The sequence below is a fragment of the Peribacillus sp. FSL P2-0133 genome (assembly GCF_037975445.1).
Classification (GTDB): domain Bacteria; phylum Bacillota; class Bacilli; order Bacillales; family DSM-1321; genus Peribacillus; species Peribacillus simplex_E.
The window spans coordinates 3,460,490-3,475,068 of record NZ_CP150254.1; the positions used below are offsets into that span (position 1 = coordinate 3,460,490).

Genomic DNA, 14,579 nt, shown 5'->3' on the forward strand with positions numbered 1-14,579 from the left:
ACTTACATTCTTTCTTAATTTAGGCGTATCTCATACATAATTAATTAGCCATTAAAAAGAAAAGGTATACTATAAAAAAATTATCCTCTATAAGATTAAAATATTAAATGCAACAAACCCTTCCAAAAGTCATATATGAAACTTTTGAAAGACTCCTTTATATTTACCCAACAAATATTTTTCTTCGATCATATGCAAAAATGGTCATCGTCACACCTAAGATAGCACAAATCATATACATAAATGAGTATGAGGAAAAATCAGCTATCGGCCCCATAATGACACCACCTAGCGAAACACCTAAATCAGCCATAGCAATAAATAAACCAAGTAACACATTTCGATTTACCTTAGGCAATACAAAGGTTAAATACGTTGTTAACGTTGGATAGATAATTGCCTGAGCTATCCCCATTAAAATCGCACCTGCATAGAAAAAGAAAGCCCCACCCGTTATAGAAACGCTTACAGATTGCGCCGCTATTGCTAAAAGAAGCATAGCCCCCATGATAAAAGATGAATGCCACTTACCGTCTGAAGGAATCCTTTTCCTTAAAGTAAAACGAGCAAAGACAACGGTACCAGCCTGAAGCATGAGATAAATTCCAGCATTGCCGTTTTTTAATTGCATAGCGTACAGTGGTAGGAAGGTTGTAATCGCTCCAAATACAATGGAGGTAACTAACATCAATACGCTGCATTTAAACAGAAACGGATTTTTTACCAACTGACTAAATGCCTTAAACATACTTACTCCTTGCTCATTTTTAACTGAAACAGGTTGATCCTTTCCTTTTTCCATTTTGGCACTATATCCAAACACCCCTGTAGTGATGGCAATTGCTATCATCACTACTGTAAAATAATCCATACCTCCTTGCCAAATTCCTAATGCCAGTATAGGTCCAATAATACCTGGTATATAGGAGAATAAAGAATAAAGTGAGATGCCCTGAGAGCGATCCTTCTCTGGTAGTGCATCAATAATGCCTATCTGCAATGCCATGGAAAAAAAAGCTGTCGACACCCCTTGTAACATACGGGCAACTAGATAGCCGCCTAACCCAGTAATCGTATATAATATTAAAGCAAAACCATTGACTATAAGAATAATGCGCAACACTTTTATCGGTCCATGCTTTTGAATGATTTGACCTGCCCACGGACGAAAGAACATGGTTGTAAATAAATACGCCCCTATAATCAATCCGATAGTAGTATTGCTGGCTCCTAATGATTCCCCTTGTAAGGGGATAATAACATTTAGAATGGCATTGGCACTAAAATAAAGAAGAACCAACAGATATAAACGCAGAAACGGCCAAGACATAGCTCCACTCACAATTTTTTCTCCTCCTAGTTCGAAAATAATCTAAAAAGTTATTAATTTGTCCAATAATTTTCTAGCATATTCTGACTGAACGTTTTTTAATTGTTCGATTTTAATTACTTCTTCAATTTGACCATTTCTAAAAATAATGACCCTGTCGCAAATATAGGCGGCAGCCTGAATATCATGAGTAATAAATACATAGCTCATATTGTAGATGTTTTTTAATTCCTTAAGTAATTCAAGCACTTGTATTTGAACTGATACATCTAAAGAACTGATTGCTTCATCTAATAAAATACATTTTGGTTCTGTGGAAATGGCCCTTGCAATACATACCCTTTGAACCTCTCCCCCTGATAATTCATGAGGATATCTTTTTCTATAGGACGGATTTAACCCAACTTGATTCAATAGATTATCAATCCTGTTTTGAATTTCTATTTTGAGCTTGCTCTTAATTTTTAACGGCTCCATAATGGCTTCCTCAACTGTAAAAAATGGGTTAATGGAAGATTTATAGTCTTGAAAAACAGCGCTAATGTTACCCGATCTCACTCTTCTATCCCCTACATTTTCACCCTGAAATAAAACGGTTCCCCGATCTGGCTTTTCCACTCCTATTAGCAAACGACCTAAGGTGGATTTCCCGCTCCCACTTTCTCCGATAATACCGAGACATTCGCCACTTCCACATTCAAAACTAATATTGTTCAAAATCTTTTGTCTTTTGTTTGAAATGAGTCCACCACTTTTATAAGACTTCTCCACACTATCAACCTTTAGCAATTTTAAGCTCTCCCCATTATTTTCTTAAAATGATTACTCAACGCTAGTCTAGTAGATACTAAATATTTGGTATAGTCATGTTCCGGTTCTGAAAATATAGTTTTTGATTTTTCTCTTTCAATAATTTCTCCATCCTTCATGACCATAACTTCATCAGCAATTGCCCTTACAACTCCCAAGTCATGAGAAACAAAGATCATAGAGCAGCCCATTCTTTCCCGTATTTTTATAAATTGCTCAACGACTTCAAATTGTGAAATAGTATCTAAAGCTGTTGTTGGTTCATCAGCAATAATAATGTCTGGTTCTAATACTAATGCTAACGCAATCATTATTCGCTGCAACATTCCACCCGATAGCTGGTGTGGATATTTATTCATAATCTCTTTCGGATTTTTCAGCATGACACTTTCCATAGCATTTTTCATTTTTTCTTCGATTACTTTATTATTCCAACCGAAATGTTCAACAAGCGTTTCCTTTAAATGAACCCCAATTACACAGGAAGGGTCAAATGCACTCATCCCATTTTGTAGAATCATGCAAAGTTTTCTTCCCCTTCTCTTTCTCATCTCCTTTTCTGAAAGTTCGTTTAAGTTTTCGCCTTTAAATAAAATGTCTCCTGATTGGTGAAGCCAGGATTTATTTAATCGCATTATTGACCTACAAGTCAGAGACTTACCGCTTCCGCTTTCTCCTACAATTGCCAGACAGCTTCCTTGCTTTAAATGGAATGAACTATTATAGATAATCACTTTACCGGAGCTACTATCCCATATTCTCAGATTTCTAACTTCTAATATATTCATAGATTATTTTGCCACCTCTTTTGAAGCTTAATTTTAGAGATTGTTAACTCTTCTTGAAGCTTATTTTTTGAGGTAATTAATTTAGGGTCTAAGGCAACTTGAAGTGCATCAGAGAAAAAGTTAAATGCAGATACTACCATAATAATGGCTAGTCCAGGAGCTAACATTAATTCTGGTCTTGTAAACATTACTTCCCTTGCCTCATTTAACATCATTCCCCATTCAGCATTTGGGGCTTGAATTCCTAACCCTAGGAATGAAAAGCCTGATACTTGCAAAATCATCGAACCAATTGAGCTGCTCGAAATCACTGCGATATCAGAAAATGTAACAGGAACCATGTGCTTATAAATAATTTTCACGTCACTAATACCTGATGCTTTGGCAAATTTCACATATTCTTTTTCAGCAAACTGCATAACAGACGTTCTGATTATTCGAGCAAACCATGCCCATTTAATCAAGGTAAACGCAATCAATATATTTTCAAGCCCCACACCTAAAATACCAACAACAGCTAATGCCATAACGTATCCTGGAAAAGATAGCATCGTGTCACAAATTCTCATAACAGTGGCATCTACTTTCCCTCTAAAGTAGCCTGCTAGAAATCCTAAAACCGCTCCAATCAAGACAGATATGAATAATGCAACTAAAACCCATAAAACACTGGGACGAATGCCATAAATGATTCTGGATAAAATACATCGTCCTAAGTGATCATTACCTAATAGGTAATCCCATGATGAAGAAGCATAACGAAGGCTCATATTTACTTCTTCAGGGTCATGTGGAGCAAATATAGGGGCGAAAATGCCAACAACGATTGTTACAACGATAACTATGAGAGAAATTGTACCTAACCTATCTTTTATTAAATTTTCAAATAGTCTCATTTAGATATCATTCCTTAATTTAGGATTCATCACAGCGTTTATAATGTCGGAAATGGTATTAAATAATACAAAGGCCACTGCTAAAATAAGTACATACGCTTGAATAATCGGGAAATCCCGGCCTAGAATAGCTCGAACACTTAAACTTCCTAATCCTGGCCAAGCAAATACATTTTCTATAACGACTGTACTTCCCAATATAATAGGTATAGCCATACAAAATAACGAAATTGCCACTTGCAATGAATTTCTTAAGATGTGCATGGTGACTTTCCTCTCTGTTAAGCCACATGCCCTTCCATACAGTACATAGTCTTCATTTAAATTACTCAACATCGAACTTCTAACGACCCTAAAATAAATGCCTGCATAGCTTATCGCAATGACAATAACCGGTAGAATATAACTTTTATACGACTCCATTCCGCTTGTTGGCAATAAATCCACTTTTACGGAAAAATACCAAATCATAAGAGTCGCCATCCAGTATGACGGCATTGCCGTTAGGAAAAATGAAAATCCCCTTACTGACTTATCCATAATTTTCCCCTCTTTCATCGCACAGATCACACCTAAAAGTATCGATAGAACAATAATGACAACAGATGAAACCAACGTTAGTTTTAACGTATTTAGAAAAGCAGGACCAATTAACGACCAAACCGGTTTTCCTGTCACGTAGGAAACCCCAAAGTCCAACTGTAAGCAAGCAATAACCCAATCGAAGTATCGTATAATAAATGGTTTATCCATCCCCAACTCATCTTTCGTTTGAGCAATTAATTCATCTGTTATTGTTGGAACACCTTGCGCTTGCAATACCACTTCAACTGGATCTAAGGGAGAAAGATTAATTAAAATAAACGTTAAAAATGAAATGACCAAAAGTAAAAGGATTGATATGAATAGTCTCTTAATGATGTAACTTCCCATAGAAAATCTCCTTTTAATAGAAATTTTAAAAACCTTAAAAGGTTACTCTTCACATAAATAAAAAGGGGAATCTTCCCCTTTTTATTTATATTTCTATTCAAAGTTCATCAGTTCAAATGGTAACTCAAATTGAGTTTGCTTAAATGATATGCCTTTTAAATTTTTTGGAGCAACTACAGTGACACTGCCATTTGAAATGGGAATAAAGACTGCTTTATCATGTACAATCGTCAAAATATCCGCATATAACGATTTTCGTGTTTTCTCATCAGGTGACACCATTACTTCATCAATCTTCTTGTAGAGTTCATCTGAGTTTGCAATACCGCTTGTAGTATGTAAATAAGATGCCTCAGAAGTAAAAGCAGAGATTGTACTTTGTGGATCATACGCAAGTCCCCATGTTTGATTGAATAATAGATCATAGTCACCCGTCGATCTTCTATTAGCAATTGAAGTTGACTCTTCACCGATAATTTCTAGCTGAATACCGATCTCTTTTACTGAAGCTTGGATAAACTCAGCCTGGGTTTTTTGGGAGGAAGAATTGCTATCATAATAAAGTTTCATTGCTAATTTTTTGCCGTCTTTTGTTCTAACATCAGAACCATCTTTTGCTGCCCATCCTGATTCTTCTAAAATCTCTTTCGCTTCTTCTAAATCATAGCCTCTTTTCTTCAAATCAACATCTGCATAATTGACGTTAGGTGAGAATAGTGTATTGGCTACTGTTTCCGTACCATTTAAAATATCCTTACTAATGGTTTCTCTATCAATCGAGTGCCAAATGGCTTCACGAACAGCTGTTTCACTTACTGGATTATCAGATTTACTGCTATTAGCTACAATCATTTTCGTATTCATTGGTTCACTTCTAACCAACTGATAATCACCTGAATCAACTAATTGATTCATTGCTTCTACATCAAGACTGTCTGCACCACGGTCATCAGTAAAAACAAAGTTTACTTCTCCTTTTTGTAAAGCTAAAAATGTCGTTTCCCCTGCTGGAAGAACTTTAGAAGTAATCTTCTTAATTTCAGGTGAGCTACCCCAGTAGTTTTCATTCGCTTTAAAAGTGGCGTACTCATCAGTTTTATGTTTAGTGAGAATATATGGTCCTGTACCATTAAATCCATTTACGCCATCTTTAGTTCCCCCGTTTTTAAAATCTTTGGGTGATAAAAATACGTAAGGTCTGGTCATAGATAATTCAACCAAAGTTGGGTAGTATGCTTCTGATAGCACAAGTTCAACTGTATAAGCATCTACTATATTTACACTTTCTATTTTTGTAGATAATTTAATCCAAGCATGCTTTTCTGCATTGTTTTGCACAGCCTCAATATTTTTCTTTACTGCCTCTGCGTTAAATGGTTCTCCATCATGGAATTTCACATCTTTTCTTAAATGAAAAGTGTATACTTTTCCATCTTCTGAAATTTTCCAGGATTCAGCAAGCAAAGGTTTAATCCCATCTTCTGTATTTTCAACCAATGATTCATAGACCATCCCTTGAGCTGGCATTGAACCTGTATACAGATGCGGGTTCATATCATTAATATCTTTGGAGGATGCATAAACTAACTCTTTTGAGCTATTCGTTGAATCCGCACCTTCCTTTTTCTTACTATTAGATTTTTCTGCAGAGCAGGCAACTAGAATAGATAAAACCAAAAATATTAGAGATGCTAACTTAAATTTTTTAACTAACAATATATTTCTCTCCCTTTAGCCTTACTAATTTGAATTAATTCACCTTTTACTGGTCAAATATGATCTAAATTGAAAAAATCCCCCTTTTATAAATCGAAATGATTACTATTTACACAGTATATTACTCTATTAACTTAAGACAAGTACTATTCCTACTTCTTTGCGCTTATACTTTTTCCTACTTCACTGCATATCATATTCAAATCTTCATCAAAGCTTTGAACAACAAATGCATTAGATAGCAATTCATCTTCATGGGATTGAGCCACTTTTTCAATTTTATTCTCGTATGTTTTAATGAATTTATCTATTGTTGGACAATTTAAATTTAAATATTTTGCAATTCCTTGAATTATTTTTATACGATAATAGTCTTCTTTAGGCATCCTAGGGATATCCAAATATCCTTCCCTATTGACGAACATTTTTCTAATTGGAACAGCAGAAAAATCATAATATTTCCCATCCTTATCTGGTTCTGAAAAAGGATCGATCAACAGTGCGGTATAACGTATATATAATAAATATTCTTGATGGATTGCTTCTAAATGATTAAAATTCTCTATATCATGACGTGATAAACTTTCCAATCTCACGGGATAATTATCATCTGTCATAAATTTAAGTAGATTTAAATTTTCTATATTTAATTTCCCTAAGATATTCATGATTTCTTTCCATTGAGCCAGCATATCCCTAATTAAATATTGTGTAATGGGCCCCTCAGGATAAAGTTTATAAACATATTTCTTACTTTCTAAGTCTCCAAATATTGCACGTAGTGTGAAATCATTCATAAACAACGGTGGGTGAACATATAAAGAAATATTTCTCGTTTCTGCTTCTATTGGAGATTTCATATTTTCAAGAGTAATACCTAATTGTTCATATAACTTACATAGTCCCTCGACATTTTTAGATGGATAATGTGTAGAGCCTATATGAATTTTTTTCTTGACTGCTGTTGTTAAAACATGATTAGAAGGTTTATCGTGCATCCATCGTGTATCACCGTAATATGTAGAAAAACTGATAATTTCCGCATCTGAATTAAGCTGGTTCATATAATTATTGATTAAGCTATTGGAACCGAAAGTCGGTGAAATTAAAACAATACACCTTACTTGTTTTAATTTCTCATTATTAATTTGTTTTAATACTTCTATATAAGCATCCGTTGTTACAGCAAGAATAATAGTATCCCATTCACCCTTAATTGTTCCATAACCCCTAAAAACTTGATCAATGAAGCATTCACCTTGCATAGTTCGATGCTTTTCATTTTGAACGCTTACACGAACTAAATGATTACTTTCCTTAAGTGCCTCAAAAAAATTTTCTGACCGAACAGATTCCCTCCCAACAATTCCTACGTAGCAATTCAATTGATTTTTTAGATTCATAGCTAGTTGGATAGATGTTGGGCCAGTGCCTAATAGTAGGACTCGCTTAAAATCATTCATAAAGGCCTCCTTTTCTTACAAATTAGTAAGCTATGCTTTTTTATACAATTCGATATCAAACACATGATCTGGTAGTAATATTTCTTCAACCATCTTCCACTTCTGCCCATCAACCTCTCTTGATGGAAAATTAAATAAGGACTTCAACTGATTACCATACCTCATAGCAACAACTACATTTTCATTCGTTAATGTATGTAATTGATCCAATATGTCATATTTACTTTCAACAGTTGAACTAAAAATGATATGAGTCACGTTTTTCGTAAAATCAAGATTTTCCACTAATATTTTTTCTAATCTAATATTTAATCCATTTCCTAATTTCTCAACTACGTTTCGTCCAAGTTGAATAGCCTCATCATCAATATCTATTCCAACAATCTCTGCTCCTGTTCTCTTAGCGATTAATAATGGAGTCATTGGAAATGAACCTGATCCTACTAATAATACTTTTGACTCCGAAGTAATTTGAAAACTGCCAAATTCTTTTTCAATACATGATTCTATATTCTTAAAATAGTCCGCCTTTTCACTATTTCCATCCAGAAGCTTGATTGCACGATATTTCTCCATAATAGCTACACAAAGTGCCGATTTTCTTCTTAGGTTCACCACAAGTTGATTCAAATCACTAGATTCTTGTAGTTCTAGTTGTTTCCAAGCTTCCTTATTCGTCTCGTTTGTTATGAATTTTGAATAGTCATCTATTAAACTCTCTAACTCTGAACAATTATTGATTGTATGATCATAACTTCCTGCTAAACCATCAAATTTTTCTGAAAACTCACTTAAATATTCTTGAAAAGTTATTAATGCATTCATTATTTTTCCCCCAGTACAATTTTATAACTAACCATCTATAAAAGCTTTGCCTTGTGCTACTATTTGGACCGCCCCTTCAATCATAAGACTTGTTAATTCATCTCCATGACAAGTAGCAAATACTTTAATATCGCCACCGGGTTGCCTTATATTTGTAACAATCTCCCCTTTTTTCTTCCAAGCTAGATATGCTCCTAAGGAAGCTGTACCGGAACCACACCCCCTTTCCCATATCATACTATCTAAATGTGGGACATAAATGAGGGGCGCCATTTCCTCAGATTTCGATTTATACAATAAAACGCCAATCAAGTTAGCACCTAAAGTTACTCCAAGTAACTTTGCTAATGATTGCGCTTTTTCCCTTACTATTTCTCTAAATTCATCTACTTCTATCACAATGTGTATAAATTCATGATATCTCACTATGATTATATTCAAATCGTTGCCATCATACTTTATTGTTCTCTGTTCTATCTTTTTAGGAATAGGCATAGTAACCAGACAGTGATATTCATCTAAATTTCTTCTCATTTGACATGTTATTAATTTATCTGTACCTGAAGCTTCTAATATTATCTCCGCCAAATCATTATGCTTTAGTCCTTTTTCAGATGCTATAAAAGCTGCCAGTGCCATACAAGCATTACCACAAAACTCACCTCCAGCCATTTGTAACTTTGCAGCAGCTTTATTATTTATCGGCTTTTCTATAAATCCAACTTGTTCTGCATGCACGCTGTCGTATGACATGATTTTCGAAGCAATGTGCTTATACTCTTCAACTAGATCATTTGTTTTAACGAGAATCGTCATATTTTGTGTTGGATTAAATTTTATAAAATCTATTTCCTGGATCATCTCAACTACCCTCTACACTTAGATTTATTGGTTGTCCTTTCTTCATAAAGTATTATTCACCATAAATAGTAATGATTACGATTTATAATCGCAAAATGAATTATAGCATAATGTTGGAAAGTGTCAATATTTGGTCCGTTTTTTTACACTAGTGCCGATTGACAATGTCATAATTTTCAATTTTATCTCTTTCTATGTTTATCGCTTTGATTTTATTCACTATTACATATCGGTGCAGCACGACGATTTAATAGAAATGGGAAGCCAGTTCACAGATAAGGAGTTAGTCGGGGTATTCTTAGATACTGTTGGTAATATAAAATCTTATTTGCAAATCTGAACAAAAGTAACAAAATAAACCAATCTAGGAATTTATCATAAGGGTTCAACAGCAAAAGGATGGCCTTTCCGTTGAACAAAACTGGGATTTCATTACACAGTACCTTATGGTCGTCAATATATGGGGGATTCTTTAAAGCACAGAAGGAAAAGATGAGTGGGCATTACAGAAATTAGTAGGAATGTACTTTAAAGATATTGATTTTTATCTTATTATTTGATATTGTGAGTTTTATCAAATTATAAATAGTAATAATTACGATTTAAAAAACAAATACAGGATATACGATTTTATGTTTAAGTTATGGGAATCTATCGACTATTTTCTTTTTTAATAAGATTTATTTTCATATTCAATGATTAATCGAAATGTGATGGATATAAGAGAATAAATGATAGGCCACTTCATTTTTGCTTTCTCCCTCCCTAACATATCGATTGTTAAATTTTTGTATAAAAATATTAAGTAGGATTAGTAACAAATTGAACTTGGGGGCCGCACTATGTTAAGATCCATTTACACCATAGCTTTACTAACATTTATTTTTTTATGTACTTTAGGCTGTACAGTTAAGGATAACTCTAAAGAAGAAGATAATATACACGATCAAAGTGTTGGTACAATAAATTCAGCTTCTAACCCAAAGGAAAATGAACCTAATATTAACACGGTTCAACAAGAGGCTATTAAAGTCTCTGCAAATCCTCAAAGCATTCCCGTATTAGTAAATAAGTTAAATCCACTTCCTGATAAATACAGACCTGATGACCTTTATTATCCAAATGTACCGTTTATTTTCAAGGAAAAAATCGAAAAACGAATGATGCGCAAAGAGGCCGGGGAAGCCTTGGAAAAACTATTTCTTAAGGCCGAAGAAGACGATATTAAATTAGCCGGCGTATCGGCATTTCGTTCACAGGAAACGCAAGAAGCTATTTTTAATAATTATGTAGAAAGGGATGGGCTTGAAAAGGCTAAAACTTATAGTGCATATCCAGGAACCAGTGAACACCAAACAGGCTTGGCTATTGATGTAAGTGGCATTAATGGCACTTGTGCTGCTGAGGAATGTTTTGGTCAAACTAAAGAGGCTGATTGGTTAGCTAAACATGCAAGTGAGTTTGGATTTATCATTCGTTACCCAGAAGGTAAGCAAGAAATTACAGGCTATAAATATGAGGCTTGGCATATTCGTTATGTAGGTATAGAGATAGCAAAAGACATTCAAGCTCAAGGGGTGACACTCGAAGAATACTATAATGTTCAGCCCGTTTCTAAGTAATATTAAGCCAACTAAGCCAACGACATCTAAAATGCGATGTATCATATTTTAGATGTCGTTGGCTTACTTTTATATACTGATTACCAAGGATAATCCCTTCTGCTATGCCTTCGAGCAAACTGTTATTATGAGATACTTAAAGGCATCACAGAACCAATAGTTTTTTTGCATAAGGATGTTTAACATAATTTTCAATTAAATCTTGATTTGTTTTTTTCGTTTCTATTTCATTCAATTCATCTTCACTTTTTATAAATGCTTGGGAATACTCATCTACAATTTCATCCATTACTGAATAAAAAATGTACATAACTCCTTTATTAATTCATCTGCCCTGTCACCTCTTCAACTTCTTTTAGAAAGTCTAAAAAATGATCTAATTCCTCTTTGATATGCTTTATTGAAAAGCTCTACCCATACGGTTTAGATTGATCTAAAAATGCCTGAACTTGGCTCTCTCCTTTTGCCACATCCAGACCAACAACTGGATTCATTATTTTTCTCTCCTCTACTTACTAACCAGTACCCCTTAGTCATCCATGCGGTGTCATAGCTTCGCTTGTTATACGAGATCTAAGTCCCAACCAGCCTTAAACATGTTTCTACAAGTAGGGGCGGACAGTTTAGTTCACGGGATCAAGTCCCACGCACCCGTTAGTTCATTAAGAAAAAAGGCCGCCAAATGGCAGCCTCATTCTCTATCTTTATTCATATAATGGTACTTATTGAAGGCTATGCAAAACTAAACTTACCTCCCTCAAAAACTTATTCCTATTATACAAATGAGTGCTCATAAGCCTTTTTGCCATAAAACCTATATAACTTTCTCTTTATTTTTTCTTTTTTTCACCAAAAAATAAGCAGTAATAAAGGCAGTAATAGGAATAATCAGGGCTACTCCTGTTCCAGCACAAAATATAGTGATCATTTCAGCACTAAATATTTTTGAGTTTACGATTTCTCCAACAGAATAGGATAAATCTTTAAACCATATAAGCAATGCCAAATAGCCTCCAAAGAAGGCAAAAAATAATGTATTCGTAGTTGTTCCTAAGATATCTCTCCCAATACTTATTCCAAATGTGAATAAATCTTTCTTGCTAATGGATGGATGGTGATGAAACATTTCTCGCATGGGAGATGAAATGGCCATGGCTGTATCGATAATGGCGCCAATAGTACTCATAATAATTACTGATGCTCCAATTTTAACAAAATCTACTCCAATATAAAGGGAAAAGATGCTAAGCTCTTCTATTTCTTCTTCACCAAAACCTTGTATCATCGCATTTTCCGTCACAATGACAATAAAAAAGAGTACAATAACAATCGTGATAATAGTAGAAATGAATGCTGTTTTTGTTGTACTATTCACTTCGTTAATAAAAAATAAATTAATATAACTAATCACCGTACATGCAATCAATGTTACGATATACGGATCATTATTTGGATTTGTCATAAAAATGATGGTAAAAAGAAACACACCAAAGTTTAGGAAAAAAGCAAAAAATGAACGTGCTCCATTTTTTCCACCAATCAAGATCATCAATATTAATAATATGATCGCTAGCAACACTAATACATTCATTATCTTTCCCTCTTTCGATTAATGAAAAAAATAGAAATATATAGACCTATCGGAATAGTTAACACGATTCCAATACCACCAGCTATGGCACGGGCCAATTCCAATGTAAGGTTCATGGAAAGGGTAAATCCTAATGCAGAAGAATTTTTTAAATACAAAATAATCGTAGGTATGGAGCCACTTATATAGACAAAAAACAAAATATTTGTCATGGTTCCCATGATGTCTTTTCCAATCTCTAATCCTGAAGTTTTAAGTGCTTTTACTGATATGTGGTTATTCTTTTCATACAACCCAAAAATCGAAGAAGACATGGTAATGGCTATATCCATTACGGCTCCTAAAGATCCGATAAATAATCCTGCCATAAACACCATTTTATAAGGACGAGTGAGAAATTGCATTTCTTCATATCGAAGGCCATTTCCGGAAGTTAACCACATAACAAGATAAATAATGAACAGCGATAAAAAAGTCCCTAACAGTGTCGCAATAATAGCTGCATATGTTTTTTCATTAAAACCGTTAACGAGTAAAAGGGAAAGGACCGTAAATAGAATGATACTTATACTGCATATCAATACCAAACTAATGTCTGATGTATTCAAATAAAAATCTAATGCATATGACAACAATATGGCATTGACTGCCAAACTTATAATTGAAAACAGTCCTTGCTTTTTTCCAACGATTAGTAATGTCAAGATAAAAATCCATGCTACAATCAACACAAATTTATCACGCTTTACGTCTTTTATGGTTCCAGTTAACTCTGAATTTTCTTCTGTCTTCGTATCAATCGAAACAAATAAATCATTTCCAACTCGATATTCTTGATCATAAGCTCCGGATAAGGAATATTCATTCTTTAAATGAATAAGTTTTCCTTTTTCTTCTCCATTTTGTAATTCGGCTATTATACTCTGGGTAAATAGACGATCTTCATTTTGATACATATCATTCAATTCAGTTGTATTTTCCAGATTTGTTTTGATGACTTTGGCTATTGGAAGTTCATAGAATGAATAATTGTGATTAACAAGGAAAACAGAGGCGACAAAACAAAGTGCTATGATGGCGTACAAAGAAACATGCTTGTAACCCATTTTTATAAATTTATTTACGATAACATTCAAAATAAAACCTCCAAATATCGGGTGGGCAAAAAAGGCAGGATGGAGCCAGAATTGACTGACCTCCGCCCTGCCTTACTAGTATTTGATTTTTTTATCTTATCATGAATAAATTTTATTTGCGAAATAAAAAAAATCCAATTGGTAACCAAGGGGATTTTTCTATTAGGTTTTGAAAGTATGATTTTTGTAAGAATCGTACATTAAGAAAGGAGTTGCCTTAACAACTCCTTTAAGAACAAAATTTATTTATTAGGCAGTAATAATACTGTTTTTATTGTTAAAGTAAATAAACAAATTAAATATGCTTAACCCTAAAATTATAAGAAACAAATATGAGGAAATAATGTCTCCTCTTAAATTTAATTCATCAAAGGCTATCTAGTTTAGTGTTGATAATCCAGGAGATAATCATATTTTTTCTCCTTCAAATATGATTTACCGACTATGAATTTTTGATGGTTCTAAGGTATTTATAATATCGAATATTTTCATGAAGTTTTCGATAAAAAGTCTAAATCTCTTTTCTAAAAATTAAATTCACCCAATAAAATCCGGGCGAATTTCGTACAAGTCACATTTATCAAGGTAATAGTAAATACGCCCAAAAA

General features: G+C 33.8%; 13 protein-coding genes and 1 pseudogene. 1 reads left to right on the forward strand and 13 read right to left on the reverse strand.

Annotation, left to right across the window (positions count from 1 at the left end):
* Positions 1 to 163: 163 nt before the first annotated feature.
* From MKY17_RS16555 to MKY17_RS16595, 9 genes are all read right to left on the reverse strand, one after another.
* A complete protein-coding gene (locus MKY17_RS16555) occupies positions 164 to 1,342 on the reverse strand; it encodes an MFS transporter (RefSeq protein WP_098373688.1) in 1,179 nt (392 codons plus the stop codon).
* Positions 1,343 to 1,372: 30 nt separating this feature from the next.
* The gene (locus MKY17_RS16560; RefSeq protein ID WP_098373687.1) at positions 1,373 to 2,119 is read right to left on the reverse strand and encodes an ABC transporter ATP-binding protein; all 747 of its coding nucleotides are present in this window, start codon (positions 2,117 to 2,119) and stop codon (positions 1,373 to 1,375) included.
* Positions 2,120 to 2,121: 2 nt separating this feature from the next.
* Positions 2,122 to 2,928: an ABC transporter ATP-binding protein gene (locus tag MKY17_RS16565; protein WP_098373686.1), complete on the reverse strand. Its 807-nt coding sequence runs from the start codon at positions 2,926 to 2,928 to the stop codon at positions 2,122 to 2,124.
* A complete protein-coding gene (opp1C, locus tag MKY17_RS16570; RefSeq protein WP_098373685.1) occupies positions 2,925 to 3,824 on the reverse strand; it encodes a nickel/cobalt ABC transporter permease in 900 nt (299 codons plus the stop codon). Before opp1C ends, MKY17_RS16565 begins: the two co-directional genes overlap by 4 nt.
* Positions 3,825 to 4,757 (reverse strand): nickel/cobalt ABC transporter permease, encoded by a 933-nt coding sequence (gene opp1B / locus MKY17_RS16575; protein WP_098373684.1) that lies wholly within the window; start codon positions 4,755 to 4,757, stop codon positions 3,825 to 3,827.
* A 93-nt stretch (positions 4,758 to 4,850) separates the two neighbouring features.
* On the reverse strand, positions 4,851 to 6,473 hold the full coding sequence (gene nikA, locus MKY17_RS16580; protein WP_179891218.1) for a nickel ABC transporter substrate-binding protein: 1,623 nt from the start codon (positions 6,471 to 6,473) through the stop codon (positions 4,851 to 4,853).
* A 152-nt stretch (positions 6,474 to 6,625) separates the two neighbouring features.
* A complete protein-coding gene (locus tag MKY17_RS16585) occupies positions 6,626 to 7,936 on the reverse strand; it encodes an opine metallophore biosynthesis dehydrogenase (RefSeq protein WP_098373683.1) in 1,311 nt (436 codons plus the stop codon).
* Positions 7,937 to 7,966: 30 nt separating this feature from the next.
* Positions 7,967 to 8,761, reverse strand: coding sequence for a class I SAM-dependent methyltransferase (locus tag MKY17_RS16590; RefSeq protein ID WP_098373682.1), 795 nt, complete (start codon positions 8,759 to 8,761; stop codon positions 7,967 to 7,969).
* 27 nt (positions 8,762 to 8,788) lie between these two features.
* Positions 8,789 to 9,622, reverse strand: coding sequence for a diaminopimelate epimerase (locus tag MKY17_RS16595; RefSeq protein WP_098373681.1), 834 nt, complete (start codon positions 9,620 to 9,622; stop codon positions 8,789 to 8,791).
* Between the two features lie 842 nt (positions 9,623 to 10,464).
* On the opposite strand from MKY17_RS16595, the gene MKY17_RS16600 reads away from it, so the two are divergent.
* Positions 10,465 to 11,244: a M15 family metallopeptidase gene (locus tag MKY17_RS16600; protein WP_098373680.1), complete on the forward strand. Its 780-nt coding sequence runs from the start codon at positions 10,465 to 10,467 to the stop codon at positions 11,242 to 11,244.
* Positions 11,245 to 11,389: 145 nt separating this feature from the next.
* On the opposite strand, the gene MKY17_RS16605 is transcribed toward MKY17_RS16600, so the two are convergent.
* The 4 genes and pseudogenes from MKY17_RS16605 to MKY17_RS16620 form a co-directional block, all read right to left on the reverse strand.
* The gene (locus MKY17_RS16605; RefSeq protein WP_179891217.1) at positions 11,390 to 11,554 is read right to left on the reverse strand and encodes a hypothetical protein; all 165 of its coding nucleotides are present in this window, start codon (positions 11,552 to 11,554) and stop codon (positions 11,390 to 11,392) included.
* 22 nt (positions 11,555 to 11,576) lie between these two features.
* A pseudogene (locus tag MKY17_RS16610) lies at positions 11,577 to 11,738 on the reverse strand (IS110 family transposase); the annotation flags it as partial.
* A gap of 320 nt (positions 11,739 to 12,058) precedes the next feature.
* A complete protein-coding gene (locus MKY17_RS16615; protein WP_098373679.1) occupies positions 12,059 to 12,835 on the reverse strand; it encodes a YibE/F family protein in 777 nt (258 codons plus the stop codon).
* Complete coding sequence (locus MKY17_RS16620; RefSeq protein ID WP_098373708.1) at positions 12,835 to 13,941, reverse strand: YibE/F family protein; 1,107 nt, start codon at positions 13,939 to 13,941, stop codon at positions 12,835 to 12,837. The genes MKY17_RS16615 and MKY17_RS16620 overlap by 1 nt, the downstream gene beginning before the upstream one ends.
* Between the last annotated feature and the right edge of the window lie 638 nt (positions 13,942 to 14,579).

Bases quoted from the DNA above. Each gene is read 5' to 3' on its own strand.
- MKY17_RS16565 (WP_098373686.1), bottom strand. From the start codon at position 2,928: ATGAATATATTAGAAGTTAGAAATCTGAGAATATGGGATAGTAGCTCC.
- opp1C (WP_098373685.1), bottom strand. From the start codon at position 3,824: ATGAGACTATTTGAAAATTTAATAAAAGATAGGTTAGGTACAATTTCT.
- opp1B (WP_098373684.1), bottom strand. From the start codon at position 4,757: ATGGGAAGTTACATCATTAAGAGACTATTCATATCAATCCTTTTACTT.
- MKY17_RS16585 (WP_098373683.1), bottom strand. From the start codon at position 7,936: ATGAATGATTTTAAGCGAGTCCTACTATTAGGCACTGGCCCAACATCT.
- MKY17_RS16590 (WP_098373682.1), bottom strand. From the start codon at position 8,761: ATGAATGCATTAATAACTTTTCAAGAATATTTAAGTGAGTTTTCAGAA.
- MKY17_RS16595 (WP_098373681.1), bottom strand. From the start codon at position 9,622: ATGATCCAGGAAATAGATTTTATAAAATTTAATCCAACACAAAATATG.
- MKY17_RS16600 (WP_098373680.1), top strand. From the start codon at position 10,465: ATGTTAAGATCCATTTACACCATAGCTTTACTAACATTTATTTTTTTA.
- MKY17_RS16605 (WP_179891217.1), bottom strand. From the start codon at position 11,554: ATGTACATTTTTTATTCAGTAATGGATGAAATTGTAGATGAGTATTCC.
- MKY17_RS16615 (WP_098373679.1), bottom strand. From the start codon at position 12,835: ATGAATGTATTAGTGTTGCTAGCGATCATATTATTAATATTGATGATC.
- MKY17_RS16620 (WP_098373708.1), bottom strand. From the start codon at position 13,941: ATGGGTTACAAGCATGTTTCTTTGTACGCCATCATAGCACTTTGTTTT.